The sequence below is a fragment of the Niveibacterium sp. COAC-50 genome (assembly GCF_013184235.1).
GTDB lineage: Bacteria > Pseudomonadota > Gammaproteobacteria > Burkholderiales > Rhodocyclaceae > Niveibacterium > Niveibacterium microcysteis.
Window position 1 is genome coordinate 76,470 of sequence record NZ_JABCJM010000005.1, and the last position, 26,924, is coordinate 103,393.

23 protein-coding genes are annotated in these 26,924 nt (G+C 62.6%); 19 read left to right on the forward strand and 4 right to left on the reverse strand.

Going from position 1 to position 26,924, the window contains the following annotated elements; all coding sequences use genetic code 11:
- The first annotated feature begins 54 nt into the window (after positions 1-54).
- The 14 genes from HH302_RS17565 to HH302_RS17630 all read left to right on the forward strand — a co-directional run bounded on the left by HH302_RS17565 (position 55) and on the right by HH302_RS17630 (position 17,791).
- Positions 55-3,078 carry a spermidine synthase gene (locus HH302_RS17565; protein ID WP_172203564.1) on the forward strand — a complete coding sequence of 1,008 codons (3,024 nt, stop codon included), beginning with the start codon at positions 55-57 and terminating at the stop codon, positions 3,076-3,078.
- A gap of 372 nt (positions 3,079-3,450) precedes the next feature.
- Positions 3,451-5,166 (forward strand): PglL family O-oligosaccharyltransferase, encoded by a 1,716-nt coding sequence (locus HH302_RS17570; protein WP_172203565.1) that lies wholly within the window; start codon positions 3,451-3,453, stop codon positions 5,164-5,166.
- 58 nt (positions 5,167-5,224) lie between these two features.
- Positions 5,225-5,830, forward strand: a complete 606-nt coding sequence (locus HH302_RS17575) for a methyltransferase type 11 (RefSeq protein ID WP_172203566.1) — start codon at positions 5,225-5,227, stop codon at positions 5,828-5,830.
- 7 nt (positions 5,831-5,837) lie between these two features.
- The gene (locus HH302_RS17580; RefSeq protein WP_172203567.1) at positions 5,838-7,259 is read left to right on the forward strand and encodes a lipopolysaccharide biosynthesis protein; all 1,422 of its coding nucleotides are present in this window, start codon (positions 5,838-5,840) and stop codon (positions 7,257-7,259) included.
- A complete protein-coding gene (locus tag HH302_RS17585; RefSeq protein WP_172203568.1) occupies positions 7,256-8,269 on the forward strand; it encodes a glycosyltransferase in 1,014 nt (337 codons plus the stop codon). The genes HH302_RS17580 and HH302_RS17585 overlap by 4 nt, the downstream gene beginning before the upstream one ends.
- Before the next feature lie 55 nt (positions 8,270-8,324).
- On the forward strand, positions 8,325-10,286 hold the full coding sequence (asnB, locus tag HH302_RS17590; protein ID WP_172203569.1) for an asparagine synthase (glutamine-hydrolyzing): 1,962 nt from the start codon (positions 8,325-8,327) through the stop codon (positions 10,284-10,286).
- A gap of 3 nt (positions 10,287-10,289) precedes the next feature.
- Complete coding sequence (locus tag HH302_RS17595; RefSeq protein WP_172203570.1) at positions 10,290-11,426, forward strand: glycosyltransferase family 4 protein; 1,137 nt, start codon at positions 10,290-10,292, stop codon at positions 11,424-11,426.
- Positions 11,427-11,509: 83 nt separating this feature from the next.
- Positions 11,510-12,478 (forward strand): MraY family glycosyltransferase, encoded by a 969-nt coding sequence (locus HH302_RS17600; RefSeq protein WP_172203571.1) that lies wholly within the window; start codon positions 11,510-11,512, stop codon positions 12,476-12,478.
- 3 nt (positions 12,479-12,481) lie between these two features.
- Positions 12,482-13,615 (forward strand): glycosyltransferase, encoded by a 1,134-nt coding sequence (locus HH302_RS17605; protein ID WP_172203572.1) that lies wholly within the window; start codon positions 12,482-12,484, stop codon positions 13,613-13,615.
- Between the two features lie 85 nt (positions 13,616-13,700).
- A complete protein-coding gene (purB, locus tag HH302_RS17610; RefSeq protein WP_172203573.1) occupies positions 13,701-15,068 on the forward strand; it encodes an adenylosuccinate lyase in 1,368 nt (455 codons plus the stop codon).
- A gap of 76 nt (positions 15,069-15,144) precedes the next feature.
- The gene (locus tag HH302_RS17615) at positions 15,145-15,465 is read left to right on the forward strand and encodes a DUF2322 family protein (RefSeq protein ID WP_172203758.1); all 321 of its coding nucleotides are present in this window, start codon (positions 15,145-15,147) and stop codon (positions 15,463-15,465) included.
- Between the two features lie 48 nt (positions 15,466-15,513).
- On the forward strand, positions 15,514-15,882 hold the full coding sequence (locus HH302_RS17620) for a DUF2237 family protein (RefSeq protein ID WP_172203574.1): 369 nt from the start codon (positions 15,514-15,516) through the stop codon (positions 15,880-15,882).
- 276 nt (positions 15,883-16,158) lie between these two features.
- On the forward strand, positions 16,159-17,091 hold the full coding sequence (locus HH302_RS17625) for a DMT family transporter (RefSeq protein WP_172203575.1): 933 nt from the start codon (positions 16,159-16,161) through the stop codon (positions 17,089-17,091).
- Positions 17,092-17,164: 73 nt separating this feature from the next.
- Positions 17,165-17,791, forward strand: a complete 627-nt coding sequence (locus HH302_RS17630) for a response regulator (protein ID WP_172203576.1) — start codon at positions 17,165-17,167, stop codon at positions 17,789-17,791.
- 48 nt (positions 17,792-17,839) lie between these two features.
- Here the strand turns inward: HH302_RS17630 and HH302_RS17635 are convergent, their stop codons facing one another.
- The 4 genes from HH302_RS17635 to HH302_RS17650 form a co-directional block, all read right to left on the reverse strand.
- A complete protein-coding gene (locus HH302_RS17635; protein ID WP_172203577.1) occupies positions 17,840-18,337 on the reverse strand; it encodes an adenylyltransferase/cytidyltransferase family protein in 498 nt (165 codons plus the stop codon).
- 66 nt (positions 18,338-18,403) lie between these two features.
- Positions 18,404-20,773: a diguanylate cyclase domain-containing protein gene (locus HH302_RS17640; protein WP_172203578.1), complete on the reverse strand. Its 2,370-nt coding sequence runs from the start codon at positions 20,771-20,773 to the stop codon at positions 18,404-18,406.
- 90 nt (positions 20,774-20,863) lie between these two features.
- Complete coding sequence (locus HH302_RS17645; RefSeq protein ID WP_172203579.1) at positions 20,864-21,697, reverse strand: ferritin-like domain-containing protein; 834 nt, start codon at positions 21,695-21,697, stop codon at positions 20,864-20,866.
- A gap of 72 nt (positions 21,698-21,769) precedes the next feature.
- Entirely contained in the window at positions 21,770-22,681 is a 912-nt protein-coding gene (locus tag HH302_RS17650; protein ID WP_172203580.1) for a MerR family transcriptional regulator, read from the reverse strand.
- Between the two features lie 95 nt (positions 22,682-22,776).
- Here HH302_RS17650 and HH302_RS17655 point away from each other — a divergent pair, with 95 nt between their 5' ends.
- The 5 genes from HH302_RS17655 to HH302_RS17675 are packed head-to-tail and all read left to right on the forward strand — an operon-like array spanning position 22,777 to position 26,921.
- Positions 22,777-22,998: a hypothetical protein gene (locus tag HH302_RS17655; RefSeq protein WP_172203581.1), complete on the forward strand. Its 222-nt coding sequence runs from the start codon at positions 22,777-22,779 to the stop codon at positions 22,996-22,998.
- Positions 22,999-23,013: 15 nt separating this feature from the next.
- Positions 23,014-23,568: a glutathione peroxidase gene (locus tag HH302_RS17660; RefSeq protein ID WP_216661966.1), complete on the forward strand. Its 555-nt coding sequence runs from the start codon at positions 23,014-23,016 to the stop codon at positions 23,566-23,568.
- A 40-nt stretch (positions 23,569-23,608) separates the two neighbouring features.
- Positions 23,609-24,940, forward strand: coding sequence for an NAD(P)/FAD-dependent oxidoreductase (locus HH302_RS17665; RefSeq protein WP_172203582.1), 1,332 nt, complete (start codon positions 23,609-23,611; stop codon positions 24,938-24,940).
- The gene (locus HH302_RS17670) at positions 24,937-25,710 is read left to right on the forward strand and encodes a DUF1365 domain-containing protein (RefSeq protein ID WP_172203583.1); all 774 of its coding nucleotides are present in this window, start codon (positions 24,937-24,939) and stop codon (positions 25,708-25,710) included. Before HH302_RS17665 ends, HH302_RS17670 begins: the two co-directional genes overlap by 4 nt.
- Positions 25,707-26,921 (forward strand): cyclopropane-fatty-acyl-phospholipid synthase family protein, encoded by a 1,215-nt coding sequence (locus HH302_RS17675; RefSeq protein WP_172203584.1) that lies wholly within the window; start codon positions 25,707-25,709, stop codon positions 26,919-26,921. Before HH302_RS17670 ends, HH302_RS17675 begins: the two co-directional genes overlap by 4 nt.
- The last annotated feature ends 3 nt before the right edge of the window (positions 26,922-26,924 follow it).

The following is a 26,924-nucleotide window of genomic DNA, read 5'->3' on the forward strand; positions in this document are numbered from 1 at the left end:
CCCCACACTTATTTTTCGTCAATGCTCCGTGCTTCCAACTGTAAAGACTGAATCATGATTCCGACCGTTAGACGCCATGTGCTCGTAGTGCTGTTCTTGTTCTCGGGTGTATGCGGCTTGATCTACGAATCGATTTGGCCGCATTATTTGAAGCTATTTCTTGGGCACGCCGCATACGCACAAACGCTGGTTCTGGTCGTATTTATAGGCGGCATGGCACTCGGTGCGTGGGCGGCAGGCTACTTTACTGAGCGGCTATCGAACCCGCTGCGATGGTATGCCTTGGTGGAGCTGGCCATTGGCGTGCTGGCGTTAGTCTTTCATGGTGTGTTTGTCGTCGCGACCGATTGGGCTTATGCGGTCTTGATTCCAGCGACTTGCAGTGCGGACTCGCTGTGTTATGCCCAGTGGGGGCTATCCGCAGCCCTGATTCTGCCCCAGTCCATTTTGCTCGGGGCGACATTTCCGCTGATGACAGCGGGATACCTGCGTTTGGCCGACGGTGCCGTTGGCCGTCCTCTTGCATTGCTTTATGCGCAGAATACTCTCGGGGGCGTTGTCGGCGTCTTGCTGAGCGCCTTCCTGCTGGTGCCCGCTGTCGGGCTTCCCGGGAGCTTGCTGACCGCAGGAATTGGCAACATTGTCTTGGCGATTGCTGTTTACGGTATATCGAAGTCAGTGCCGGTGGCGGACAACTTTGTTCAGTCGAGCGAAGAGCGTGGTTCGACTCCGATTCGCCTCCTTTTGTTAGTGGCTGCGCTAACAGGTTTGTCGTCCTTTTTCTATGAGGTAGTCTGGATTCGCATGCTCAATCTGGTGCTTGGGTCGTCGACCCATGCATTTGAGTTGATGCTTGCCAGTTTTCTCTTTGGTTTGGCGGTAGGTGGATACTTGATCAGAAATCGGATCGAGTCGATTCGTCGCCCATTGCTTGTCCTGGCATACGTTCAGGTCGTGATGGGTGTATGCGCTGCGTTGACCTTGCCTGTCTACGACCGCCTGTTTGGGGCCATGAGCTTTCTGATGGCTGCACTAACGCCAACGCTCCAGGGGTACGCGCTTTTCAACTTTGGCGGTGCCCTGCTAGCGATGGCGGTGATGCTGCCCGCGACAATTGCCGCGGGGATGACTCTGCCGCTTATTACTCATGTATTGATCCGCTCCGGTGCTGGCGAGTCATATATTGGGCGCGTATATGCCGCAAATACGATCGGGGCCATCATCGGCGTTGGGCTGGTTGTCCATATCGGTTTGCCGCTCATCGGTGTAAAGGGGAGCCTCGTCTTCGCCGCAGCGCTTGATGTGGTCCTTGGTCTGGTTCTTTTCTTCGCGTGCGGAACGGCCGACCGGAAGCGAAGGATTTCCACGATTCTTGTCGGCGCTACGGGAATGTTGGCGGTGGCGTTGGTCGGTGGATTCAGCGAAATCGACCAGAAGAAAGCAGCTTCAGGGGTGTTTCGCTACGGCAGGGCGACTCTCGGTTCAACAGCTGATGTTACGTTCTTCCGTGACGGGAAGTCTGCGACGATTGCAGTCACCAAGTATCCCGATGGCCTGGTGACGATTATGACCAACGGTAAGCCAGACGCAGCGGCTTTTCCGGGAAAGAAGCAACCGCGACAGGCTCAGGACTATCCAACGATGGTAATGATGGGTTTGGCTGGGCCTTTGCATTTCCCTTCAGCCAAGACCGCAGCCGTAATCGGTTTTGGCTCTGGAATATCAAGCTCAGTACTGCTTGCGTCACCAGTGCTGCAGCGTGTGGATACCGTTGAGATTGAACCCGCGATCGTTGAAGGGGCGCGGAAGTTCTCTCCGCTTAATGATCGGGTCTATTCGGATAGCCGCAGCCACATTGTGATTGACGATGCAAAGGCCTACTTTGCTCGATCAGCTGGAAAATATGACCTTATTGTCTCCGAGCCATCCAATCCTTGGGTCTCAGGGGTTGCAGGTCTCTTTACCGATGAGTTCTATCGGCGCGTTCGAACGCACCTTAACGAGGGCGGGCTATTTGTTCAGTGGTTGCACACCTACGAGCTCGAGTTGCCGCTCGTTGCTTCGGTGATGAAAGCTCTTGGCTCTCAGTTTTCGGACTACGTTATTTATCAGTCGTCGCAGGGTGACCTGATTGTGGTAGCGACTTCAAGCGGGCGTGTTTCTGGTCCGAACGCATCAGTCCTCTCTAGACGGGAAGTCCTGGAGGTCGCGGAGACGGCTGGCGTGCAATTCGTCGACGAATGGGCGGTGCGGAAAGTCGGAGCGAAGCTCGAACTTCAGCCCTTCTTCGATCAGTTTAATGTGGCCAAGAATTCCGACTACTTCCCGGTTTTGGATCAGGGGGCGGCTAGAAGTCGCTTTATGAAACAGGATGCTGACGGGATTCTCTCGCTGCGTTTTTCAAAAGTGCCGGTCGCGGAAGTGCTGGGCGTTCGCGCGACATCGTTATTGAAAGCGGAGTCGCTTGACGATTTGCCGCGTCCGCCATTATCCGAGCGCTTTCACGCGTCGCGCGCCCTGCTGACGTCTGCTATGAATGGACGCGCTGTTCAGGACCCCGCGCTGTCCGGATTCGACCTGTTTCCCGCCTTGCGTGGGTTTGCGCTGACCGCCAGTTCCTGCCCGTTGGGCGCGAACGATATTGTGGCGCTTGAGTCGAGCATGGTTGATCTGGCTTCGGCGGCATTTTTCTCGCTCAATACAAGCGAGCGGCCCGTATTCTGGCGCACTTTGGCGAAGAACGCGTGCATTACACAAGATCCGGCCTTACAGCAGTGGTGGGCGTTATTGGATGCGGCACTGAGAGACCAATCCGAGCGAGTTCTGGCGCTTTCGGATGCGTTGAGTGCTGCAGACGGGGCTGGTCGACTTGCATCACCGGAACGGATTGAACTTCTGATACTGGTCAGAGCGAAGGCTCTGCGTGAGTTGGGGCGAAAGACCCAGTTTGCTGAAGAGGTAACTGCCGGGTTCCGGAAGTTGGGGAAAATGAAATACAACAGCATTCCGGTAACGGCGCTGGTTGCGTATTCAAAGTCCGAAATGGATGTAGGAAACATCGAGAGCATATCGCGCTAGCGTGTTGTGATCGAGTGGGCGAGCGTATGGGCGGGCGCCGCTGCCCGTCCTATTCTGATGACATTGGATCGTCTCCGTCGTTGCTCGCTAGGCGGGTGTTATTGATTGCGGCGAATGGCGTTTCGCGTTCGCGGCGACTAATTGCGATGGCTATCCGGCGGTTTTTAGATGGCCGCCGCGTGTGATCCCATTTCGCAGTCGCGCAGCTTGAGGCGGGTTCGTTCTCGGTGCTGCGAGTCGCTCATGCTTTTCTCGGTGGCCGGCGATGCTTGAGGCTTTTCGCACGATCGGTTGAACGCTCCTGGTATGGCCTCTATGCCTTGTAGTTGTGGTCCGCGGTATTGGCCGGATGCTGCGTGCAGATAGCGTTCGATGTCCGGAATGCTTCGCGTTTTTGAATGGTGGGTGTGGATTTTGGAACGCTTTCCGGTGTTGCCTCGTGCGGCGTTAATCACTGCACTGACTCTTCCGACGCTCATGTTGATTCGGACGCAGCCGCAGATAGTGTTTTGGGTTGAATGGTTGTGCGCAGCGCTTCTCGGGTTGACCCTGCTTGCTGAGCACGATTGTGGGCCGGTTCAATGCGACGAACTCTTCGTTGTCGTCGCCTTGCTGGTTTTAGGAGCGGCGTTGAACGCCGAGGGGCGGTCCGCGGGAGTGGGGTTTTCTGCTTACTTGGCCTTGTTTCTTGCTGCGAGGCTGGTTGGGCGTTCTGGCGGGCCGTTGGTCGCCACCGTGTGTCTCGCCATGCTCATGTGCGGCCTCTTTCAGTCCTTGCTTGGCGCACTGCAATTGGCGGGAGTGGCGGGTGGCGGCTTCGTGCTCGCCAAAATATACAATCAAGCGTTCGGAAACGTTGGTCAAGCAAACCACTATGCAGCGTTGTTGAGTATCGCTCTCGTGGCAGCTTTGCCAGTATTTCGGACACCGCTGTGGCGCAGGGGTGTCACTGTCTGGCTTGCGGCGGCAATCGCGTCTTCAGCGTCAAGGGCTGCGTGGCTCTATTTCGTGGCATTTCTTGTTGTTGGTGGGATGGGGGTGCGTGCGCGCTCTGCTGGAGCGAGGTCGGCTGCAAAAGAGCTGATAGTTGTGTCGGTGCTGGCGGTTGCGGTCCAACTTGCACTGAACTATTCCGGCGTATTTGACGAAGTGGGTGTGACGTCTTCGATTGCTCGCGCAGCCGATAGTGGTTCGAACGGCCAGCGTCTCTATGACTGGTCGCTGGCGCTGTCCGCCATCAAGGCGCATCCATGGTTTGGCGTCGGCGTCGGGGGCTTTCACGGCTGGGCGGTCGAGCAGATGCCGTTGACTCCGCATGTGCCGTTCTCCAAATTTGCGGAGCATGCTCACAACCTGCCGCTACATTTGGCAGCGACGATGGGGTTGCCGTTTGCGGTGCTGTCTTTGGGTGTGGCGGGGTGGTGGTTATTCCGCCAGTTACGTGTGCCGATGACGCCTGATCGGCTCTTTGCGCTGAGCGGGCTGTCGGTTATCGGCTTGCATAGCATGGTGGAGTACCCGCTTTGGTACACCTACTTCATCATTCCGGCGGGCCTATTCTGCGGGATTCTATCGAAGACGGATCCGACGGCTAGAACCGTCGAAGTTCCCGCGTGGGCGATGCGAGTGCTGAGTGCACTCTTCGTCGTAGGACTGGTGTGGGTGGCGCGCGATTACGTTATCGTCGAGCACGCTTACGCGGACTGGTCGGGCCAGCGCAGCCAAACCACAGATGCCGGACGTGTGCGCATTCGCGCCGCGCTATCCCGGATTCCTGACTGGTCGATTGTGGCAGACCACGCGCGCGCGCTCGAACTGCAGACCTGGAGGCCAGAACCGATCACGGCGGCCGGAGTCGCGCAGCAGTGTGACGCTGCTTTCAAGGCGCGCCCGTCATGGGGGTTAGGCACGCAATGCTTGCTCGCCAAAGCCATGGCAGGCGATCGCCCGGGCGTCGAACGGATGTCGCTTGTGCTGTGTGAGGGCTTTCCGCGCCACCACCAAATGTTGCGCGAGTGGGCAGAGGTGGCGGACGGTTATCGGCCGATCGTTTCGGTGCAATCCGAAAATTGTCTACGCAAGCAGTGACGCGTGCCGGGGCCGGTATACTGGCGCGTTGCCCTGAAACGACGAGCGTACTGCGGTCATGGCTTTTCACGACAAGCGCGGGGTGTTGCCCCGCTTTCAGGCCGGAGAGCGGCTGAAGATTGAACTTGGCTGCGGCCCGAGCAAGACGGATCCGGCTGCGGTTGGTATCGATGCTCTGGATTTTGACGGTGTAGACGTCGTCGGTGATGTGTTCGAGGTGCTGGCCGCTTTGCCGGGCGATAGTGTCGCCGCGTGCTATTCCGCGCACTTTTTCGAGCATATCGGCGATTTGTCTCGGCTGATTGACGAGCTGGGGCGGACGCTTGCGCCCGGAGCGGTGCTCACGGTGAAGGTGCCGCACTTCTCCAATCCGTACTTCTATTCTGATCCGACGCATAGCCGCCACTTCGGGCTCTACACGATGTCCTACTTTGCGCGCGACAGCTTGCTGAAGCGCAAGGTGCCTAATTACGGCCGCACCGCAGTGTTTGAGCTTGAGGCCGTGCGGCTTGGTTTCGATTCTCCGTTCCCGTTCCGTGGCTTGCTCAAGCGATTGATCGGCCCGTTCTTCAATCTGGCCACGTGGTTGCAGGAGTTCCACGAGGAAAATCTCTGCTATTTGCTGCCGTGCTACGAAGTCGAGTATCGACTGCGTCGCATTTGAGCTGGCGATGTCGCTGCGTTCGAGTCTCGCGTACTTCGTCTTTCGGGGGGCATCGGGTGCGCTCGCGGTTCTGACCGTTTCCGTATTTGCACGCTTGCTCGGCCCCGAGGGTTACGCGCGCTGGACGCTGGCGGTCGTTGTCAGTGGATTCATTGCCGGCGTGTTGGTACAGCCGATTCATTCGGCGCTCGCCCGTTTCCTGCCGCGCCCCGGGGGGGCGGCGTTTGTAGGGACCTTGGGCCGTCTGCTGCTTATCGCGGCGGGCGTCGTCGTCCTGCTCGCGCTTGCGCTCGGGATTGCTTCGCCACACTGGTTGCCGACTGGCGTGGTGGGGCTGGCGCTTGCACTGGGTTTGTCTCAGGCCGGCTTTGATTTCTCGGCACAACACTGTTCCAGCACACTGCAGGCCCGTCGCTACGGGCGCCTTTATCTCTGCAAAGCGATCATCGCGCTGATCGCAGGGGGCATTGCCTTGCTGCTGGGTTGGGGGGCTGCAGGCGCGGTTGCGGGCACATGCTTGGGTTTCCTGTGTGCCACTGCGCTCTTTGGGCGCTTGGCCTGGCTGGAGGTGGCGCGAGGGCGTTTCGATGCCGCAACACTCCCTGAAGTGCGCGCTTATGCCTTGCCAGTGATGTTTGCTCTACTTACTGGCGCGCTGCTGCAATGGGGTGACCGACTCGTGCTCGCCGCGAATGTCGCGCCGGCGCAACTGGGCGCGTATAGCGCGGGGGGGGATCTTGCTCAACAAGGGTTCGGGCTGCTCTTCAGCGCATTTCATCTCGCGTGGTTTCCGCGGCTGATCGCCCAGTGGGAGGCGGGTAGCCACGAGTTGAAGGCGCAGGTGAACCGCTATGCGCAACTGTCATTGCTTGTGATGGTTCCTGCAGCGCTCGGATTCGCGCTGGTTGCGCACGATTTGGCTGACGTGCTGCTAGGGTCGGCGTTCCGTGCCGATGCATCAAAGGTAATGCCTTGGCTTGCGCTGGCCGCGTTGCTAGGAGGCATGCGCTCCTATCTGTTCGACTTGCCGCTGCACCTTGCGCAGCGTATGGGTACGCAGAGTCTGATTGCGGGCGGTTGTGCGGTGTTGGGCGTTTCGCTGAACTTGCTGCTGGTCCCACGTTACGGGATTGGCGCGGCCGCGGTTGTGGCGGTGCTCGCGCAAGCTAGCGGCTGCGTAGCAAGTTACTTGGTTGGTCGGCATACCCTGAGCCCGCAGTGGGCGACCAGGGACTTGCTGGTGGTGGCGGGTGCGGCATCAGCGATGGCGCTCGCGGTTTTCATGGTGCCGATCAGCGGTGCTTTGGGGTTGTGTATCAAGGTCTTGCTTGGTGCAGCCATGTATTGCGTAGTCGTGCTTGCGACGGATCTTGCCGGCCTGCGCCGCTTGATTGCTGGTCGCCTGCGTCTTTTCAGGCGGCTCCCATGATTCAGCCGCTCCGCGCCGTGGCATTCACGCAGGGGGTCAATGTTCCCTCTGCGCGATTCCGCGTTCGTCAGTATCTGCCGCAACTTGCTGAAGCTGGCGTTTCGTTACAGGAGCGTCCAGCGCGCTTTGGTAGCTATCCACCAGAGTCTCGTATACAACGCCTGCCTTGGCTGGCCATGACGCTGGCCGAGCGGGCGTACGCCGCTGCGACCGCGAATGCTGCGGATGTGGTGATGTTCCAGCGCGAGATGGTGTCGACACTCTCTTTGCCGGAATACTTGTGTCGCGCGCCAACTGTGCTTGATGTGGACGATGCAATCTGGCTCACGCAGCGCGCGGGGCTGGTCGATTGCCTTGCTGCACGCGCTCGGCTGGTGCTGTGCGGCAACGAGTACATTGCCGACCATTTCGCGCGACAGACCCGCGTGGAGATATTGCCGACGGGCGTTGATACGGACGTCTGGCGGCCTGGTGATCGGGATGCGCGGCCGGTGATCGTGTGGTCCGGCAGTTCGGCCGGGTTGCCGTATCTCTATGAGATCGAGGAGGCTCTGGCTGGCGCATTGGCTGCCGTTCCGCAAGCGCGGTTGCGCGTGGTGTGCAACACGCCCCCTGTGTTTGCATCGCTCGACCCCGATCGGATTGAGTTCATTCCTTGGTCCCCCCAGCGCGAGGTCGCCGCGGTGCAGTCGGCATGGGTCGGGTTGATGCCGATGCCGGATACGCCTTGGACCCGTGGCAAGTGCAGTTTCAAAATGCTCACCTACCTTGCGTGCGGCGTGCCAGCCGTGGCGTCGCCGTGGGGCATGAATCGCAAGGTGATCGACGGCGGTGGCGCTTGGGGCGCAGTCACGAGCGATGACTGGACAGATGCGCTGGTGATGCTGATGCGTGAGCCTGAAGTGGGGACCGCTGCTGGTGTTGCGGGGCGAGAACAAGTGGTAAACGGATACGCTACGGCGAAGTTGGGTCACAAGTTGGCGGCCTTCTTGCGAGAGGCCTCTGCTTGATGACACCGGGTGCTGCATTTAATCTCCAGAACTTTGCATTGCGGGATGGAACGGTATGTGCGGCATAGCGGGCTTTTGGAGCGTCTCGGCGCCGTCTGAGGTGCTTGGCGCGATGGCCCGCTCGATGGGGGAGGCGATCGCTCACCGGGGCCCCGACGGGCGTGGCGAATGGGCTCAGCCGGACATCGGGCTGGCGCTCTCGCATCGCCGTCTCGCGATCATTGATCTGACCGAGGCCGGGTTTCAGCCGATGCACGCAGCATCTGGCCGCTGGACCATCGTGTTCAACGGCGAGATATACAACTACCTTGTCGTACGAGCTGAGCTTGAGCGTGCTCGGGGAGGGGGGGCTTGGCGCGGACACTCGGATACGGAACTTCTGATCGAGGCGCTGGATTACTGGGGCGTTGAAGAAACGCTCTCTCGATGCGACGGCATGTTCGCTTTCGCCGCTTGGGACCACGCGGTTGGCCGTTTGATTCTCGCCCGCGACCGCCTTGGCGAGAAGCCGCTCTACTACGGCAGCATGCCCGATGGGGCGTTTCTGTTCGGTTCCGAACTTCGCGCGCTGTATGTCCATCCGTCGTGGCGTGGGCAGATTGACCGTGACTCGGTGGGGCTGCTGATGCATTACAACAGCATCCCGGCGCCCTGGTCGATTTGGCAGAACGTTCACAAGTTACCTCCCGCCCATTGGCTTGAAGTGCGTGATCGCCGAGCCAGCACGCCGCAACCATACTGGTCGCTTCGTGATGTGATGTTGGCCGGTGAATCGAGTCGCATGGCGCCTCCGGGGGCAGACGAGCCCTGGGTTGATCGGCTGGAAGCGGTGCTGGGCGAGGTCGTTGAGCAGGAGATGCTTTCCGACGTGCCGCTCGGGGCGTTCCTGTCCGGCGGCATTGACTCGTCGCTCGTGGTCGCGATGATGCAGAAGCGCACCGCGCGGCCGGTGAAGACCTTCACGATCGGTTTTCGCGAAGATGCTTTCGATGAGGCCCGCTATGCACGCGAAGTAGCAGCACACCTTGGCACGGACCACCGCGAGTTCTACTTCAGCGGTAGCGACGCACTGGATGTCGTGCCACGCGTGGCCGATCTTTACGACGAGCCGTTCTCGGACTCGTCGCAGTTGCCGACTTGGCTCGTGTCTCATTTTGCCAGGCAGCACGTCACCGTCGCCCTTTCCGGCGATGCGGGTGACGAATTGTTTGCGGGATACACGCGTTACTTTGTCGGCGATGGGTTCTGGCGTGCTGCTTCGCGCGTGCCGTATCCGCTGCGGCGGGCGACGGCGGCGGGGTTAGGCCTTGTGCCAAGCAAAGCGTGGGACGCCCTCGGGCATGGGCTCGGGCCCCTGTGCCCACGCTTGCTGCGCAACTCACCCGGGGACAAGTTCAGTCGTATCGCGCGAATGTTGCGTGAACGGTCGCCCGCTGGTTTCTATGACGAGTTGATCTCGCACTGGAAGGACCCGGCACTGCTTGTGCCGGGTGCACGCTTGCCTGCTCTGGATGCGGCCGAATTGGCTGCGCGCGCCGGACGCAGCGACATCGAATTCATGCAGGCGCACGACACGCTTGCCTATTTGCCCAACGATATCCTGGTCAAGGTTGATCGTGCCGCGATGGCAGTGAGTCTGGAAACGCGCGCGCCCTTTCTGGACCGTCGCGTTGTCGAATTCGCTTGGACGGTGCCGGAGTCTCTAAAGGTACGGCAGGGCAACGGCAAATGGCTGATGCGCGAACTCCTTGCACGGCACGTTCCGCGATCGCTCTTCGAGCGTCCGAAGCAAGGCTTCGGCATTCCGCTTGGCCCATGGCTGAGGGGGCCGTTGCGTGAATGGGCGGAGTGCCTGCTGTCTCCCTCTGCGTTGGCGGAGAGCGGGCTGTTCGATCCGGCGCCGATTCGCCGCAAGTGGGAGGAGCACCTGCGAGGCCAGGCTGCATGGCACTACTATCTGTGGGACATCCTCATGTTCCAAGCGTGGTATCAGCGTTACCGCTCGCAGGTGTCTTGAACGATGCGGGTGCTGCTGTTCGCCAATACCGATTGGTTCCTCTGGAACTTCAAGTTGCCGCTCGCGCGTGCGCTGCGGGCAGCGGGCCACGAGGTCATTCTCCTGAGCCCGGCGGGCGAGTTCGGGGCGCGTTTGCGCAACGAGGGCTTTGATTGGCGCGCCTTCGCGCTATCGCGCTCAGGCATTCATCCGCTGGAGGAGGCGCGTGCGATGCGTCGCCTACTGGCGCTTTATCGCGAGGTACGGCCCGATCTCGTTCATCACTTTACGATCAAGTGTGTGCTGTACGGCTCCTGGGCGGCGCGCAGGGCGAATGTCGCCAGAGTGGTGAACTCGATTACCGGCCTCGGTTTTGCGCTGCTGGGTACGAGCTTGAAGGCGCGTCTGATCCGCCCGGTTGTTGTCGGTTTTTATCGGAGGTCGCTGATCGGCACCCAGGTGATCTTCCAGAACCATGACAACCGGGACACGCTGGCCGCGTTTGGGGCGCTGACTCATGCGTCGGTACATGTGATTCCCGGGGATGGTGTTGACGTTGAAGCGTTCTGCCCGCCGCAGCCGCGCGTGGCAGGCGCAAACGTCTTGATGATGGGGCGTCTGCTCTGGTCGAAAGGCGTCGGTGTCTTTGTTGAGGCAGCGCGTATCGTGCGCGCCGCCCGACCCAATGCGCGATTCTTGTTGGCGGGCGCGCCCGATTCCGGCAATCCAGAGAGCGTGCCCGACGCCGTGCTTGAGCAATGGCGAGCCGAGGGGGTAGTCGAGTTTCTTGGCCATCGCAGCGACGTGCGGGAACTGCAGCAGCAGGCCGATATCGCGGTGCTGGCGAGCACGCAGGGTGAAGGAATGCCGCGAGCCTTGCTCGAAGCCGCTGCCTGTGGGCGCCCAATGGTTGCGACGGACGTACCGGGATCACGCGAACTGGTGGAGGATGGCGTCAACGGACTGCTGGTGCCGGCGGGCGACGCCAAGGCGCTGGCGCAGGCGGTTCTCGCGCTGCTGGAAGCCCCCGAGCGGGCATGCGCTATGGGTGCCGCGGCGCGGCGCAAAGTGCTTGCGGAGTTGTCTGACGACCGAATAATCGCGCGCACGCTCGATGTGTACTTTCCCCTCGCAGGCGGGGCGGGAGCGGGCGGCGCATGAGCTTCAACTACGTCTTTTATCCCTTCGCGCTCTCGCTGATCTTCTGCCTCGTGTTGGCGCGACTCGCTCCTTGGCTTGCCCTGATGGACAAGCCGGACGAGCGAAAGCGCCACGGCCGTGCGGTGCCGGTCGTCGGCGGTCTGGCGATCATGGCGGCCTACATCCTCGCGCTGAAGTTGCGAGGGATCGGTGGCAATCTGTACGAGGCCATGCTGCCGGTCGGCCTCGTGCTTGCCGTTGGCGTGGTCGATGATGCAAGGCCGGTTTCTGCGCGGGCGAAGCTCATCGCGCAATGCGTTGCCGCATGGCTTTTGCTGCGTGCCACCGGCTTTTCTCTCGGCGAGCTTCCCGTTCCCGGCGTGGAGGGTGGGTTGCCGCTCGGCGCGCTCGATACCGCGGTAACGGTGTTCGTCATAGTGGGTGTCGTGAACGCGCTCAACCTCTCTGATGGCGCTGACGGGCTGGCCGGCGGCCACGTTTTGATTGCGCTTTCGGTCTTCCTGTTTGTTGCGCAGGCGGCCGGGCGCGAGACCGAAGTGCTGTTGATCGTGGGCCTGATGTCCTGTGTCGTGGGCTTTCTCGTGGTGAACGCGCGCCATCCGATGTTGGCGCGTGCTCATGTTTTTCTGGGCGACGCGGGTGCTTTGGCGCTGGGCGTCTTGCTGTGCTGGTTCGCGATTCATTTGTCGCGTGGCGCGAAGCCGGCGATGCCGCCGGTTCTGCTGTTGTACGCCGTGGCGCTTCCCCTCCTAGACATGGCCACCGTGTCTGTACGCCGCGTCTTGCAGGGGGCCTCACCCATGCGGCCGGACCGCACCCATCTGCATCACATTCTTTGCCTGAAGGGTTTGTCGGTAGAGCTGTCGGTTCCTTTGCTATGGGCCCTAAATGCGCTGATTGCCCTGTGTGGTCTGATGCTCTGGCGGATGGGGGCGTCCCAAGGCGTCTTGCTGCTCGGGTGGATCGGCATTCTCGTCGGCAAGATGCTGTGGATGCGCGTTTGGGAAGAGGTGGACGCGCCCGAAGCCGCTGATGAACGGCGCGAGGCCTGACTCATGACGACCGTTCGCGTATGCATCGTCATCACCGGTTTGGGCATTGGCGGCGCCGAGCACGCGCTGCTCAAGCTTCTGACGGCGCTTGATCGGCGCCGTATCGAAGTGTCCCTGATCGTGCTCGGTCGCTTGGATACGTTAGCGCCGCAGTATCGCGCAATCGGTATCGAACCGATATTCATCGGTTTTCAAGCCGGGCGGTGGCCGTTCACCGAAATCGGCCGTTTCATCCGCACCGTACGTGATCTGAGGCCGCATCTGCTGCAGGGTTGGATGTACCACGGCAATCTCGCGGCAAGTTTCTTGGGTGCTCGCCTTGGGCTACCCGTTTGTTGGAGCGTGCGTGACACACCAGACCCGGCGCATGGTCACAGCCGCTTTACTCGAATGACCATTGCGCTGTCCCGGTGGTATGTCGGTCGAGTGGCGAAGATCTTCAATGTGTCCGCGCGCAGCGCTGCATACTGTTGCGAGCGACTCGGCTGGCCTGCTGCCAGTACCGAGGTTCTGCCGAACGGGCTCGACGTGCGGCGCTTCCGTCCTGACGACGATGCGCGCCGACGTCTTCGCCTTGAGCTCGATATGGGCGAAAACGCTCCGGTTGTCGGCATGGTTGCACGCTGGAGCCCGGTAAAGAACCACCGGTTGTTCATTGAAGCGGCTGCCGTGTGGCGACAAGTGCGCCCCGACGCGCGCTTTGTCCTGGTTGGCAAGGGGCTTGACGCCGAGAATGCCGAACTTGCGGCATGGCTGGATGAGTATGCGCTGCGCGATGCGGTGCATCTTCTGGGGGCTCGACACGACCTGGAGTGCATCTACCCCGCATTCGATCTGCTGGCCCTCACGTCGAAAAGTGAGGGCTTCCCGAACGTTCTCGCCGAGGCCATGGCCTGTGGGGTGCCGGTGGTAAGCACCGATGTCGGCGATGCAGTGGAGATCGTTGGCGAGGGCGGGCGTATCGTTGCGGCCACGGCGGGGGCTTTTGCCGAAGCCTTCTCAGCACTGATGTCCGGCCCCGAGTATGCCGCGGCAGCTGATGCCGCCCGCCGCCGTATTGTCGAGCGCTACGCGATCGAGAACGTGGCTGAGCGTTTGGCCGCGCAATACGAGGCCCTGCTCCGGGCCTCCACCTAGGCGAGGCCTTGCACAATTATCAGCTTCGGGAATGGCAAGCGATTCGTTATAATTCAAGGCTTTGCTCACTTCTGGCTGATCGATCATGACCACCACGCCGCTTACCGCGCTTTCGCCGCTCGACGGCCGCTATGCCGCCAAAGTCGACGGGCTGCGCCCGCACTTCTCCGAATTCGGGCTGATCCGTAACCGCGTGCGGGTGGAGATCGAGTGGCTCAAGGCGCTGGCCGCCGAGCCGCACATCGCTGAAGCCGCCGCCTTCTCGCCGGCTACCATCGCCGAGCTCGACGCAGTGATCGCCAACTTCTCGGTCGCAGATGCCGAAGCCGTGAAGGAGATCGAGGCGACGACGAACCACGACGTCAAGGCGATGGAGTACTGGCTGAAGAAGCGCTTCGCCGCCAACGCGGAAGTCATGAAGGTCACCGAGTTCATCCACTTCGGCTGCACCTCGGAAGACATCAACAACGTCTCGCACGCGCTGATGCTGGCTGAGGCCCGCGAAGCGGTGCTGTTGCCGGCCTTCGACAAGGTCGTGGATCGCTTCGTCGCGCTGGCGCACCAGCACGCCGAGCTGCCGATGCTCTCGCGCACGCACGGCCAGACCGCCAGCCCGACCACGCTGGGCAAGGAGATGGCCAACATCGCCTACCGCCTGCGTCGCGCGCGCAAGGCCTTCGCGGCGGTGGAGATGACCGCCAAGTTCAACGGCGCGGTCGGCAACTACAACGCCCACCTCTCCGCCTACCCGGACTTCGACTGGGCCGCCTTCAACCAGCGCTTCATCGAGTCGCTGGGCCTGGTGTTCAACCCCTACACTATCCAGATCGAGCCGCATGACTCGATGGCCGAGCTCTTCGACGCCATCGGCCGCGGCAACACCATGCTGATCGACGCCTGCCGCGACATCTGGATGTACATCTCGCTCGGCTACTTCAAGCAGAAGCTCAAGGCCGGCGAAGTGGGCAGCTCGACCATGCCGCACAAGGTCAACCCGATCGACTTCGAGAACGCCGAAGGCAACTTCGGCGTCGCCAACGCGGTGCTACGCCACTTCAGCGAAAAGCTGCCGATCTCGCGCATGCAGCGCGACCTCACCGACTCGACCGTGCTGCGCAACATGGGCATCGGCATCGGCCACACCGTGCTGGGCCTGGAATCCTGCCTGCGCGGGCTGAACAAGCTCGAAGCCGACCCGGCCAAGCTCGCCGCCGATCTGGACGCCGCTTGGGAAGTGCTGGCCGAGCCGATCCAGACCGTGATGCGCCGCTACGCCGTGCCGAATCCGTACGAGCAGCTCAAGGCGCTCACGCGTGGCACCGGCATCACCAAGGCCGCGCTGCAGGATTTCGTCAAGACGCTGGCGATTCCCGAGGCCGACAAGCAGCGCCTGCTCGACATGACGCCGGGCAGCTACATCGGTGAAGCGGCTGCGCTGGCCAAGAAGATCTGAGGTTTCTTTGATTCTGACCACGCCCCGGCGCCGCGCGCTGCGGCGTGGTTTTTCATTTCCGCACCAGGATTTCGATATGAGTTTTGCCGACACCCTCAAGCAACTTCCCAAGGTTTCCCACCTCGAAGCCATTCAGCTGATCGACGCGGAAGGCGCCGTCGTTGCGACGATCGAAAACAAGCCGGGCCAGGCCGGTTCGTTGGCGGTGTACAACCACCTTGCGCAATTGCACGGCTCGATCAACATCGAAGCAGCGAAGAAGGGCGTCGAGCTCTACGCTGAACATACGGAAGATGCGCGCGCGAATCCGGGCAAGCATCCGAATATCGATCGGCTGATCTCGATCGCCGAAGGGAAGCTTGCAGCGCTGCGAGTCAAACACGTGTTTGCGGTTTGAGCCGGGCGCCGCGCGGGGGCGCGGCGATCTGGAAGGACAGGGGGAGTCGTGACGATAGAGCGCAACGTGCTGGGTGGGCCACTGCAAGCATGCAGCTACGACCCGTTGACCGGATTTTTCCGCACTGGATGCTGTGAAACCGGGCCCGACGATCTCGGGCGCCATGTGGTGTGCGCACGCGTCACCGCTGAATTCCTGGCGTTTTCGGCCGAGCGCGGCAATAACCTTTCGCAGCCACGCCCCGAGCTGCGCTTTCGGGGGCTCAAACCGGGTGATCGGTGGTGCCTTTGCGCGTTGCGGTGGAAGGAGGCGCTGGATGCGGGCGTCGCGCCGCCGGTCGTGCTCGAGGCAACCCACGAATCCGTGCTTCGTGTTGTTTCTCTGCTGGATCTGACGCGGCATGCAGAGTCGGCATAGCGTCATGCACCTGCTTGGACAGCAATGCATTGCTGTGGTGCAGCAATGATTGGTGTGTGGGCCAGGTTTTTTCGGCAATACACAGTTTCTTAATTAGGATCGGTTTTTGGTTTGTTGCGAATTTTTGGCTGGTACGGCAACAATCTCCTGCTGCAATTTCGATCGCAACTAGAATTTCAGCCTTAGTTGCGGTCGGCGGGCAATCAATCCGTTCGATCGAGTTGTCTGGCGCCACCCCTGCCAGGCGTTTGGTCACCTCTACCCGAGGTTTTACGGATGTTCGCCACCCCTGTTGCTGCGTCGGCGCGTGTTCTCGCGCCACTTCGCCCCCAGCTTTTGCTGATCTTTGCCGCGCTTTGCTGGGCCGGTAACTTCGTGCTTGCCCGCGGTGTCAGCGCACAAGTGCCGCCGATCTCACTCGCGATGGGCCGCTGGTTCGTTGCCGCCGTCTTGCTCGCACCTTTGGCCCTGCCTCGCTTGCAAGCCGGACTCGCGCCTTTGTTGAGGATGCGTGGGCGCCTGCTCGGTTTGGCCTTTCTCGGCATCGCCTGTTCGAACACGCTCGTCTATGTTGGGCTACAAACTACACCGGCAACACATGGCGTGTTGCTCAACGCGCTGATGCCGATCATGGTGGCTCTGCTCGCGGCAGCCGTTTGGCGCAAGCCTTTGCAGCCCGGCGCCTGGCTCGGCATGGGCGTGTCGGTGATCGGTGTGTTGTTCATTGTCACGCGAGGCCAGCCGACTCAGGTGTTCTCGATGGATTCCGGCGCCGGCGATCTGTGGGTGGTCGCGGGGATGGCCTGCTGGGCCGGCTACACGCTGCTGTTGCGTAACGTGGCGCCGCAGATCGACAAACTGGTCCTGCTCTGGGTGTCTGTGGTGCTCGGACTACTGATGCTCCTGCCGGCCTGGGCCGGAGAGCTCTGGTTGCAGGGCTTGCCGCACCCGAGCGGGCGGGCCTTTGCCGGCATTCTCTACCTGGGGGTGTTCCCGTCGGTCCTTGCGCTGTTTGCGTACATGCGCGCAGTGGCCGAGATTGGCGCTTCGCGTGCGGCGGCTTTCCTTCACTTGATTCCCGCGTTCGGCACCTTGATGGCGGCGGCATTTCTTGGTGAAGCGCTGGCGCTCTACCACTACGTCGGGCTGGCGGCGATTCTGGGCGGACTGGTCTGGACGCAACAGGCTTCGGGGCGCAACAGTCTCTGAAACGCGACACCGGTCACGCCCAGTGCGGCTCGACGCTGCGCCGCCGGGATGATTTCGGTATCATCCCGTGGTCATGAGCGACCTTCACGCACTTCCTTCGAAGCCGGAGCGCGAGTATTGCAGCACAAGCGAAGCTGCACAGATGCTCGGCGTCTCCTTGGGTACCGTTCAGCAAATGGTCGAAAACGGCCTGCTGGAGGCATGGAAGACGGCGGGCGGTCACCGTCGCATCCGCATCGGTTCGGTTGAAGACTATCTGCGGCGTCGATCTTCAGGCGTCGCGGCACCCCATCCGGTGGGCGTGTTGCGCATTCTCGTGGCGGAGGATGATCGTATCCTCCAGCGCTTGTATGCCCACACCTTTGAGACCAGGAACCTGCCGATCGAGGTACGCCTCGTCGAGTCTGGCTTCGATGGTCTCTTGGAAATCGGTCGTCAGCAGCCCGACTTGCTGATTTCCGACCTTGTGATGCCTGGCCTCGACGGGTTCGCGATGATTTCCAAGCTGCGCTCGGACCCCAAGCTTGAAGACATGGACATCATCGTAGTGACCGGCCTGTCGCAGGAGGATATCGCCGAGCGTGGCGGATTGCCGGACGACGTGACGATCTATGGCAAGCCGGTGCCGTTCAAAGAGCTCAAGGGTTACATCCAGGCGCGGCTGGCTCAGTTCCAGCGGCGTGGGCGCGCGGCCAGCTGAGCCGGCGCCGTTTGAAAGAAAGGCCCGCTGTCGCGGGCCTTTTTCATGTCAGCTCGCGCCGCGAATCCGCCCGAGCAGGGCTGTGGTCGAGCGTTCGTGCTCAAACGGGATCGAGTGCACCGTGCCGCCCCAGCCGATCACTTCGGGCGCGCCAACGATGCGGTCCGGCGCCCAGTCGCCTCCCTTGACCAGGATGCCGGGGCGGCAATCCAGAATTCGGGCAATCGGGGTGTCTTCGTCGAACCAGGTCACCAGGTCGACGCTGTCCAGCGCGGCCATCACGGCGAGCCGGTCTTCAAGGCAGTTGATCGGTCGGTCGTCGCCTTTGCCTTGGCGCTTGACCGACGCATCGGTATTCAGCGCGACCACCATCGCCGCGCCGAGCTCGCGGGCTTGGGCCAGGTAGGTAACGTGTCCGCGGTGCAGGATGTCGAAGCAGCCGTTCGTGAACACCAGTGGCCGCGGCAGCGTCGCGATGCGGGCGGCCAGTTGCTCTGGCGGGCAGATGCGCTGTTCGAAGCGCGGGCGGGGATAGCGATTGCTCATGGTGGTCGGATTTGATGACAAGCCGAGAGTCTAGCCTAGCTGGGCGCAGCCGCTCACGCGCGCTGCTCAGCGGCGGTGGGCGCTCTTGATCTGATACATCGCGGCGTCGGCGTGGCTGAGCAGGGCGTCGGCGTCTTCGCCATCGTCGGGATAGCGCGCGACGCCGATGCTGGCGCGCAGGTTGAAGCTCCTGCGCCCCATGGCCGGAAGGGGCTCGCGAAGCGCGGTCTGGATCCGGTCGATTGCCTGTTCAATGGTGTTCTCGTGCTCAAGCCCGTCGAGGATCACGACGAATTCATCGCCGCCGAGCCGTGCAACCGTGTCGCCGAGGCGCAGGCTGCCGGCGATCCGACGCGCCGCCTCGCACAGCACGTCATCCCCCGTGGCGTGGCCGAACTGGTCGTTGATTTCCTTGAACCGGTCGAGGTCAATGAAGAGCAGCGCGAATTCCCGCCGGTCGCGCCGTGCGCGGTTCAGCGCGCCCTGAAGGCGGTCTTGCAGCAGTACCCGGTTCGGCAGGCCCGTCAGCGGATCGTGGTGGGCCAGTAGTTCCAGTTGTTGCTGGCGGTTCTTCAAGGGCGTGATGTCCGCCAGCACGGCGATGTATTCAGCGATCTGGTTATCCTCGGTTTGCACTGCAATGACGGTCGCCCAGACCGGAATCGGCTCGCCGCTCTTGCGGCGCAGCCACAACTCCCCGATCCAGCGGTGATCGCGCTGCAAGACTTCGCTCATCGCCTGACGTGCTTCACTTGCGGGACGTTCGGCGTCGAGAATGCGCGGGTGCTGGCCGAGCAACTCGTCTTCTGGATAGCCGCTGATCTCGCTCAGTGCCGGGTTCACCGCACGGATCTTATGGTTGGCGTCGGTGACGAGAATCCCCTCGGCCGTGTTGCGGAATACCGCGTCGGCTTGCCTGAGGCGTAGCGCTGCCTCGTATGCCGCCGAGATGTCGTGGCAGATGCCGACGATTCCGATCGCTTGCCCGTCGCTGCCAATGATCGGGCTCTTCAAGGTATCGACCCTGACACGGTGGCCGTCCGGGTAAACGACCCATTCCTCGTTGCGTCGGGCCTCGCCGGTTGCCATGACGGCGCGGTCGTGGGCGCGGTAGAAGTCTGCCAGGCCGCGCTCCCAGAAGTCGTGATCGCAGCGGCCGATCAGTTGCGCCTCGGCGTTGCCGCTAAGCCGCTCGAAGGCGGGGTTGCAGGCGATGAAGCGGCCGTCCTGGTCCTTCGCGAAAACCGGGTCGGCGATCGAGTCGAGCAGGGTGCGCAGCAGTGCCCGTTCGCGCAGCGTCCGGTCGAGCACGCGGCGGCGCTGCGCAGTACGTAGCGCGAGGGCTGCCGCGAGCAGGGTGAGGCCAGCCACCAGCGTGGCGGCGGCGGCGCTGGCCGCGGGGTGCGCGCGCCAGACCGGCACTGGCTGGTTGAGGATCAGCGTGTCAGGCGGCAACTGGTCTTCCGGGAGCCGCCAGCGGACGAGTGCGCGGTGGTCGAAGATCGGGCGGTTCGGGCTGGTCTCGCGGATCGGGATGGTGTTCGGTGCAGCGCCGCGCAGGATGCGCAAGGCCATGTCAGCCGCCACCAGGCCATGCTCGCGGTGGCTCATGACGTAGCCGCCAAGCAGGCCACGACCGACGCCGTGCTCCCAGAGGTGGAGCACTGGCCCGCTCGCATGCTTGACGATCCAATCGACCCCGTCTTCAAAGCTGCGCGGTTGGCCGCTGGCGTCGTGATAGGCCGCCAGAAGCAGGGCGGCCTCGTCCGGGTTGAGGCGCTCGAGGCGGCTGGCGAGCTGATCCCAGCTGATCTGCGTGAGATCTGCGACCTCGATCGCGATGTCCGGGAAGCCGAACTTCTGTTTGGCGCGCAGGGTTTGCAGGTCGGCGCGGCCGCCTGGGCTGTCGTCTGCAATCACGACAACCCGCTGCAATCCGGGCATCAGTCGGCGGGCGAGCGCGAACGTCTCCGGGATCGAGACATGCTCCACAACACCCGTTTCCCGCGGCGAACCACGCTGCGCGATGGCGCGTTCGACATTGTTAACGCCGAGAAAGACCACCGGAGCATTGCCGAACAGGCCGGCGCCGTAATCCGTTGCGAGGTTGAAGGCGGCGTCGTCCGCGGCGATGACCAGGTCGTAGCGCGGTTTGCGGGCAAGGCGGTAGGCGAGCCACTCGCGATAGCGCACGGCGCTTTCGGCGTCGGTGAGGTGGCGCGCATCCATGAACTCTTCGTCGATCTGGATGCCTTGCGGCGCCAGCACCGCGAACACGCCGTCGTGGATCTTGCTGGTGGTGGGGAAGCCTGGGTGATACGAGTAGAGCAGCAGAACCCGGCGCCCGTGGAGGTCCTGCGCCGCCAGACATGGCCCGGGCGCGAGCAGTTGCAGGCAGCAGAGCAGTAATCCGATGCGAAGCAGGGCGCGCCGCATTGAGACCCTCCCGCAGGCGCCCGAAAGCGCCCTTCATCCTGCTTTATCGGATGCGGCCGCGGGATTCTGAAGGCATATCGCGCCCTTGGCTCAGCCTGGCGCCGGGCTGAGTGACTTGCGGAAGCGGTTGAGGTCCTGCGCGGTCTCGAAGGCCTGGCCAAACAGGCTCGAGAGGTTGCGCAGGATGCCGCCGATGACGCGTTGCTCGCAGTCCTTATCGAAGCGGATCTGTTCGGACAGCCAGTGTTCGAGCCAGTCCGGATCCGGTAGTCGGGACTGGATCGTGTCGCGCGGGAAGAGCGCTTCGTTCACATGCAGATTGGTCGGATGCAGCGGTTTGCCGCTGCGCGCAGAACTGGCCATCAGCACGCCGATCTTCGCAAAGGCGGCGCGAGCGCTGTCGCCAACGCGATCGATCGCCTGCTTCATGTACTTCAGGTAGGCGCCACCGTGCCGCGCCTCATCGCGCGAGAGCAGGTCGTAGATCTTCTTGATCACCGGCTCGGTGTGCCATTCCGATGCGCGGCGATACCACTGCGTCAGGCGCAGCTCACCGCAGAAATGCAGCATCAGCGTCTCCAGCGGCGGAGCGGGGTCGAACTCGAAGCGCACCGCGTGCAGTTCCGGCTCGCTGGGGGCAAGCTCAGGGCGAAAGCGTCGCAGGTATTCCATCAAGACCAGCGCGTGCTTCTGTTCCTCGTAGAACCAGATCGACATGAAGGCCGAGAAGTCGGAATCGTCGCGGTTGTCACGCAGGAACATTTCGGTGGCGGGCAGCGCGGACCATTCGGTGATCGCATTCATCTTCACCGTGAGCGCTTGTTCGTCCGAGAGTAGGCTGCTGTCGAAGCGCTCCCACGGCACGTCTTTCGCCATGTTCCAGCGGGCCGCTTCAAGCGACTGGTAGAGGTCGGGGTAGAGCATCGGATACCTCCCGCAACGTCAATCTGCGGGTTTCATTCTAGATCGTGTTCGTGACTTGCCGGTTTCGGGTGCCTACGCAGCGTTGGCGGTACGCCACGCTTCGAGCGCGCTGAGGGTTTCGCGAATGTCCGTGATGATGCTGACGCCGGGAATTGCGTCGCGGCGTCCGGCGATCGCCCTGCCGCCGGCCCATAGCGCGACGCCGTCGGGCAGCGCCGCGCGCAGCTGCGTCAATCCCTCCACCGCCTGACGTCCCGGAAAGGCTGCGGAGAACGACAAGGCCACAATGTCGAAGTCGCCGGCGCGGGCGGCGCTGTCGATGTTCGCGATCGGCATCTGTGTCCCGAGCGATACGCAACTCGCGCCTTCGCTGACGAGCAGGGCCTCGGCCATCAGCAGGCCCAGCACATGGAGTTCGTCCGGGAAGGTGGTCAGCAACACACGTGGGCGCTGGCCGCCGCCTTGAGCATTGATTGCGCTGCGTAGCAGGTTCTGCACCTGCTCGGTGTACAGGTGCTCCTCCGGCACCTGGATCTCGCCGCGTAGCCAGGCATTGCCGATCAGCGTGTTGAGCGGTGCGACGGTTTCCACCACAAAGGCCTGCAAGCCCTGCTTGAGCAGGGTCTGCTGCAGGGTGCGCCGCAGCTCCTCACTGCGATGCAGGCGCAGCAACTCGACGATGCTGTTGCAGCGGCTCGCTGCATTGGGGCAGTCAATCGTCTGCGCTTGCCTGGCTTGCAGCATCTCGCCGAGGGTTTCGATCGAAGCCTCGATCAGTTTGCCCGGCCGCATGCCTTGGTCCACCAGACGTTTGAGCAGCCGGAGTTTCTCTACCTGCTCGGCCGGGTACAGACGCTCGTCGTGCTCGTCGCGCTCGGGCTGCGGAAAGCCGTAACGCCGCTCCCACATGCGGAGCGTGTCTTTCGGTAGCCCGGTTTCGCGCTCGACGGCGGCGATCGCAAGTTTGGTTGGGTCCTTCGACATTGGTGTTTTGTCCTGGACAAAAGCTTGACTGCGAGAATGCATGTGTCTATCGTACGAACACAAACCTGATTTGTCCAGGACAAAAGGAGCTCACCATGAAACCCGCAGCGATTGCTTCAACAAACCGCAAAGTCTTGCTGTTCATGGCATCGGCCTTGGTGTTGCTCGGCGCTTTGGGGTGGACAATGGCCCACGCCGCCGACGAGGCATGTCCGGTTGCGGCCGAGATTGAGCATGACCGCTTGCTTATTGTCCTACACAACAATGGTGCTGAGCTGGCGGTTCCGCGTCTGCCGGCGATTGACGGGGCGCGCTGAGCGATGGGGCTGCTGATGAATCGCTTTCGCTTCCAAGTGCTTGCGCTGCTGTTGATGTTGCCGGGCATCGCGAGTGCGGCAGCGACGTGTTCCGCGCTGCTCGATCACCGCTTCAAGCGCTTGTCCGGTAGCGAGACGTTTTCGATGTGCGACTACGCTGGCAAAGTGGTGTTGGTGGTGAACACCGCCAGCTTCTGCGGCAACACGCCGCAGTACGAAGGCCTCGAGCGGCTCTACCAGAAGTACTCCGGCCGCGGGTTGGTCGTAGTCGGCTTCCCGTCGAACGACTTCGGCCAGCAGGAGCCGGGCAGCGAGAAGGAGATCGCCGAGTTTTGCAAGATGACCTACGGTGTGAAGTTCCCGATGGCGGCGAAGACCTCAGTGGTCGGTGCCGCGGCGCATCCGTTTTACCGCCAGCTCGCCAAGTCGACGGGCGCAGCGCCCTCTTGGAACTTTCACAAGTACCTGATTGATCGCAGCGGCAATCGCGTTGTGAGTTTTGACAGCGGCATGCAGCCGGAAAGCCCGGCGATCGTGGCGAAGATCGAATCGCTGCTCGCTGCGCCCTGAGTGGGCGCGACATTTGAGACGAGAGGGACTCGCGATGCACATGCATGAATTCAACGCGCGCTCATTGGCGCAAGGGCCGCGGCAGCGCATTGCCGTTGTCGGCTCGGGGATCGCTGGCTTGGGTGCGGCGTGGCTGCTGCGCGAGCAGCACGATGTGGTGGTGTTTGAGGCGGCCCAGCGGCTGGGCGGGCACACCAACACGGTGGATGTCACGCTGGAGGGTGTTACGCATGGGGTGGATACCGGCTTCCTGGTATTCAACCGCCGCACCTACCCGAACCTCTGCGCGCTGTTCGCGGCGCTTGATGTACCGGTGGTCAACAGCGACATGAGCTTCGCCGTGAGCGTTGCCGAGCCCGATATCGAGTGGGCGGGCAGCAGCCTCGCCACGGTTTTCGCGCAGAAGCGCAACCTCGCCCGGCCGGCCTTCTGGCGCATGTTGCAGGACATCGTGCGCTTCAATCGCGAAACGACCCGCGAGGCGCGCGAGCACGCACTGCCGCCGATATCGCTGGGCGACTACCTCGATCGCAACGGCTATGGCGTCGAGTTTCGCGACTGGTATCTGGTGCCGATGGCGGCGGCTATCTGGTCCTGCCCGCCGCGTACGATGCTTGAATACCCGGTCGCAACCTTCCTGCAGTTCTGCCACAACCACGGGCTGCTGCAGGTGAGCGATCGGCCGCAATGGATGACGGTGAAGGGCGGCGCACGCGAGTACGTACGCCGCATCGCCGCGCAGTTGCCGGAGATCCGCCTGGGCTGCCCGGTGGGCGGTGTGCGGCGCGAGGCCGGCAAGGTGGAGCTGCTCACCGCGGGCGGCGCGGAAGTCTTCGATCAGGTGATCTTTGCCTGTCATTCCGATCAGACCCTGGCCATCCTTGGCAGTGCGGCCACGCCGCTGGAGCGCGCGGTGCTCGGGGCGGTGCGTTACCAGCCCAATCGCGCCCTGCTGCACACCGACCCGGCGCTGCTGCCGCGCCGGCGTTCAACCTGGAGCGCGTGGAACTACGCCGCCAGCGCGGGCGCGTCCGCCGACCGTTCGGTCGCGGTGTCCTACCTGATCAACCAGCTCCAGCCCTTGCCATGGAAGACGCCGGTGGTGGTGTCGCTGAACCCCTTCCGCGAGCCGTCGCCGTCGCATCTGATTGCAGAAATCGACTATGCGCATCCGGTGTTCGATGCGGCCGCCGTTGCTGCGCAAGCGCATCTGCCGATGCTGCAGGGGCGCAATCACACGTGGTTCTGCGGTGCCTGGACCGGTTATGGCTTCCATGAGGACGGCCTGAAGTCGGCGGTGGACGTGTGCAGCGTGCTGGGTGCGGTCGCGCCGTGGAAGGCCGAGCCAGTGCGCGTCGAGGCGCGTGCATGAGAGCGGACATCGCTCCGCGGCTGTGCCTGGGGGGCGTGATGCACGCTCGCCATTGGCCGGTCATGCACCGCTTTGCCTATCCGCTGGCCTGGGTGCGCCTGCCGCTTTCGCGTCTGCACGAGGCGGGCAATGTGCTATTTGGCGTCGAGCGTGCTCGCCTGTTCTCGTTCCGTAATCGTGATCATGGTGCGCGCGACGGCAGCCCGCTGCTGCCCTGGATTCGCGCGCTGCTGGCTCAGCATGGGTTGGCCGAGGCCTGTAACGGCGAAGTCGTGCTGCAGACCTTTCCGCGCCTGATGGGCTTTGTCTTCAACCCGGTCAGCTTCTGGTTCTGCCATGACCGGGCGGGGGTGTTGCGCGCGGTGCTGTGCGAGGTGAACAACACCTTCGGCGAGCGTCACAACTACCTGGTCGCGCATCCGGACGCGCGCCCGATCGTGAGTGGCGACAGCTTCCGCTCGAGCAAGGTCTTTCATGTGTCGCCGTTCTTCCCGGTGCGTGGGGAGTATCGATTCCGCTTCGCCGAGCGCGGTAGCGTCGCGAGTGTGGCGATCGATCTTTTCGACGCTGGCCGCCACCAGCTGACGACCCGCATGTCAGGCCGCGCCGAGGCGTTGTCGGCGCCGGGGCTGATGCGCGTGGCCCTGCGTTTTCCGTTCATGACGCTGGGCGTGGTCGCCCGTATCCATTGGCAGGCGCTGAAGCTGTTCCTCAAGCGCGTGCCCTTTCACCGCAAACCCGTTCCGCCTCTCAAGGAGACGACATCATGAGCGCGATCGAAAATACGCTCGCTTCCCGCATCGACCTGTTGCCGGGCGCCGCGAACGCGGTGCTGAAGATGCTCGGTGCGATGCGTGGCGGCAGCCTGGACATCACCCTGCCGAACTCCGAGCGGGTGAACGTGGGCGAAGGCCACCGCGTTGCGAGCCTCGAGATTCGTGATTGGGGCGTGTTCGAGACGCTGATCAGCAAGGGCTCGATCGGCTTTGCGGAAGACTTCGTCAACGGCCTCTGGCGCACCGACAACCTCGCCGCGCTGCTCACGCTCTCGGCGCAGAACCGCGATGCGATGAGCCGTGCGATTCACGGCAACGCGCTGCGTTTGCTCGGCTACAAGATCTGGCATTCGCTGCGCGCAAACACCCGCAAGGGCGCGCGCCGCAACATCGAGGCGCACTACGATCTGGGTAACGATTTCTACCAGCTCTGGCTGGACGAAACGATGACCTACTCCAGCGCGCTATTCGCCGAGCCGCACCAGCCGTTGGCCGAAGCTCAGCGCGCCAAGTACCGCCGGATTCTCGAACAGCTCGGCGCCAAGCCCGGCCAGCGCATCCTCGAAGTGGGCTGTGGCTGGGGTGGCTTTGCCGAGATCGCGACGCTCGAATATGGCTGCGAGGTATTGGGACTCACGCTGTCACCGGCCCAGCTCAAGTTCGCGCGCGAACGGGCCGAACGCGGCGGCTTTGGCGAACTCGCTGCGTTTGAGTTGTGCGACTACCGCGACGTGCGCGGCCACTACGACCATATCGTATCGATCGAGATGTATGAGGCGGTCGGTGAGCGCTTCTGGCCGTCTTACTTCCAGCAACTGCGCGACCGGGTTGCGCCCGGCGGGCGGGTCGTGATCCAGGCGATCACGATCGAGGATTCGTTGTTCGGCTTCTACCGCAAGAACCCGGACTTCATTCAGCGCTACATCTTCCCGGGCGGAATGCTCGCGTCGCCGGAGCGCATCCGCAAGCAGGCGGCCAAGGCGGGGCTCGAGGTGGTGGACGACTTCGCGTTCGGGCTTGACTACGCGCGCACGCTGGCAATCTGGCATGAGCGTTTCAACGCGGTGCGCGAACAGGTTGCGGCGCAGGGCTTCGACGAGCGCTTCATGCGCCTGTGGCAGTTCTACCTCGCCTACTGCGAGGCGGGCTTCCGCGCGGGCTCCACCGATGTGCACCACTACACCTTCGCCGCCGCACCGGCCTGAGCG

What these genes read in the sequence shown, in the direction of transcription:
- HH302_RS17670 (WP_172203583.1), top strand. Translation starts at nt 24,937, where the DNA reads ATGAGAGCGGACATCGCTCCGCGGCTGTGCCTGGGGGGCGTGATGCAC.
- HH302_RS17615 (WP_172203758.1), top strand. Translation starts at nt 15,145, where the DNA reads ATGAGTTTTGCCGACACCCTCAAGCAACTTCCCAAGGTTTCCCACCTC.
- HH302_RS17565 (WP_172203564.1), top strand. Translation starts at nt 55, where the DNA reads ATGATTCCGACCGTTAGACGCCATGTGCTCGTAGTGCTGTTCTTGTTC.
- HH302_RS17600 (WP_172203571.1), top strand. Translation starts at nt 11,510, where the DNA reads ATGGACAAGCCGGACGAGCGAAAGCGCCACGGCCGTGCGGTGCCGGTC.
- HH302_RS17635 (WP_172203577.1), bottom strand. Translation starts at nt 18,337, where the DNA reads ATGAGCAATCGCTATCCCCGCCCGCGCTTCGAACAGCGCATCTGCCCG.
- asnB (WP_172203569.1), top strand. Translation starts at nt 8,325, where the DNA reads ATGTGCGGCATAGCGGGCTTTTGGAGCGTCTCGGCGCCGTCTGAGGTG.
- HH302_RS17605 (WP_172203572.1), top strand. Translation starts at nt 12,482, where the DNA reads ATGACGACCGTTCGCGTATGCATCGTCATCACCGGTTTGGGCATTGGC.
- HH302_RS17665 (WP_172203582.1), top strand. Translation starts at nt 23,609, where the DNA reads ATGCATGAATTCAACGCGCGCTCATTGGCGCAAGGGCCGCGGCAGCGC.
- HH302_RS17650 (WP_172203580.1), bottom strand. Translation starts at nt 22,681, where the DNA reads ATGTCGAAGGACCCAACCAAACTTGCGATCGCCGCCGTCGAGCGCGAA.
- HH302_RS17625 (WP_172203575.1), top strand. Translation starts at nt 16,159, where the DNA reads ATGTTCGCCACCCCTGTTGCTGCGTCGGCGCGTGTTCTCGCGCCACTT.
- HH302_RS17575 (WP_172203566.1), top strand. Translation starts at nt 5,225, where the DNA reads ATGGCTTTTCACGACAAGCGCGGGGTGTTGCCCCGCTTTCAGGCCGGA.
- HH302_RS17655 (WP_172203581.1), top strand. Translation starts at nt 22,777, where the DNA reads ATGAAACCCGCAGCGATTGCTTCAACAAACCGCAAAGTCTTGCTGTTC.
- HH302_RS17630 (WP_172203576.1), top strand. Translation starts at nt 17,165, where the DNA reads ATGAGCGACCTTCACGCACTTCCTTCGAAGCCGGAGCGCGAGTATTGC.
- HH302_RS17570 (WP_172203565.1), top strand. Translation starts at nt 3,451, where the DNA reads ATGTCCGGAATGCTTCGCGTTTTTGAATGGTGGGTGTGGATTTTGGAA.
- HH302_RS17640 (WP_172203578.1), bottom strand. Translation starts at nt 20,773, where the DNA reads ATGCGGCGCGCCCTGCTTCGCATCGGATTACTGCTCTGCTGCCTGCAA.
- HH302_RS17645 (WP_172203579.1), bottom strand. Translation starts at nt 21,697, where the DNA reads ATGCTCTACCCCGACCTCTACCAGTCGCTTGAAGCGGCCCGCTGGAAC.
- HH302_RS17660 (WP_216661966.1), top strand. Translation starts at nt 23,014, where the DNA reads ATGAATCGCTTTCGCTTCCAAGTGCTTGCGCTGCTGTTGATGTTGCCG.
- HH302_RS17595 (WP_172203570.1), top strand. Translation starts at nt 10,290, where the DNA reads ATGCGGGTGCTGCTGTTCGCCAATACCGATTGGTTCCTCTGGAACTTC.
- HH302_RS17675 (WP_172203584.1), top strand. Translation starts at nt 25,707, where the DNA reads ATGAGCGCGATCGAAAATACGCTCGCTTCCCGCATCGACCTGTTGCCG.
- HH302_RS17580 (WP_172203567.1), top strand. Translation starts at nt 5,838, where the DNA reads ATGTCGCTGCGTTCGAGTCTCGCGTACTTCGTCTTTCGGGGGGCATCG.
- purB (WP_172203573.1), top strand. Translation starts at nt 13,701, where the DNA reads ATGACCACCACGCCGCTTACCGCGCTTTCGCCGCTCGACGGCCGCTAT.
- HH302_RS17585 (WP_172203568.1), top strand. Translation starts at nt 7,256, where the DNA reads ATGATTCAGCCGCTCCGCGCCGTGGCATTCACGCAGGGGGTCAATGTT.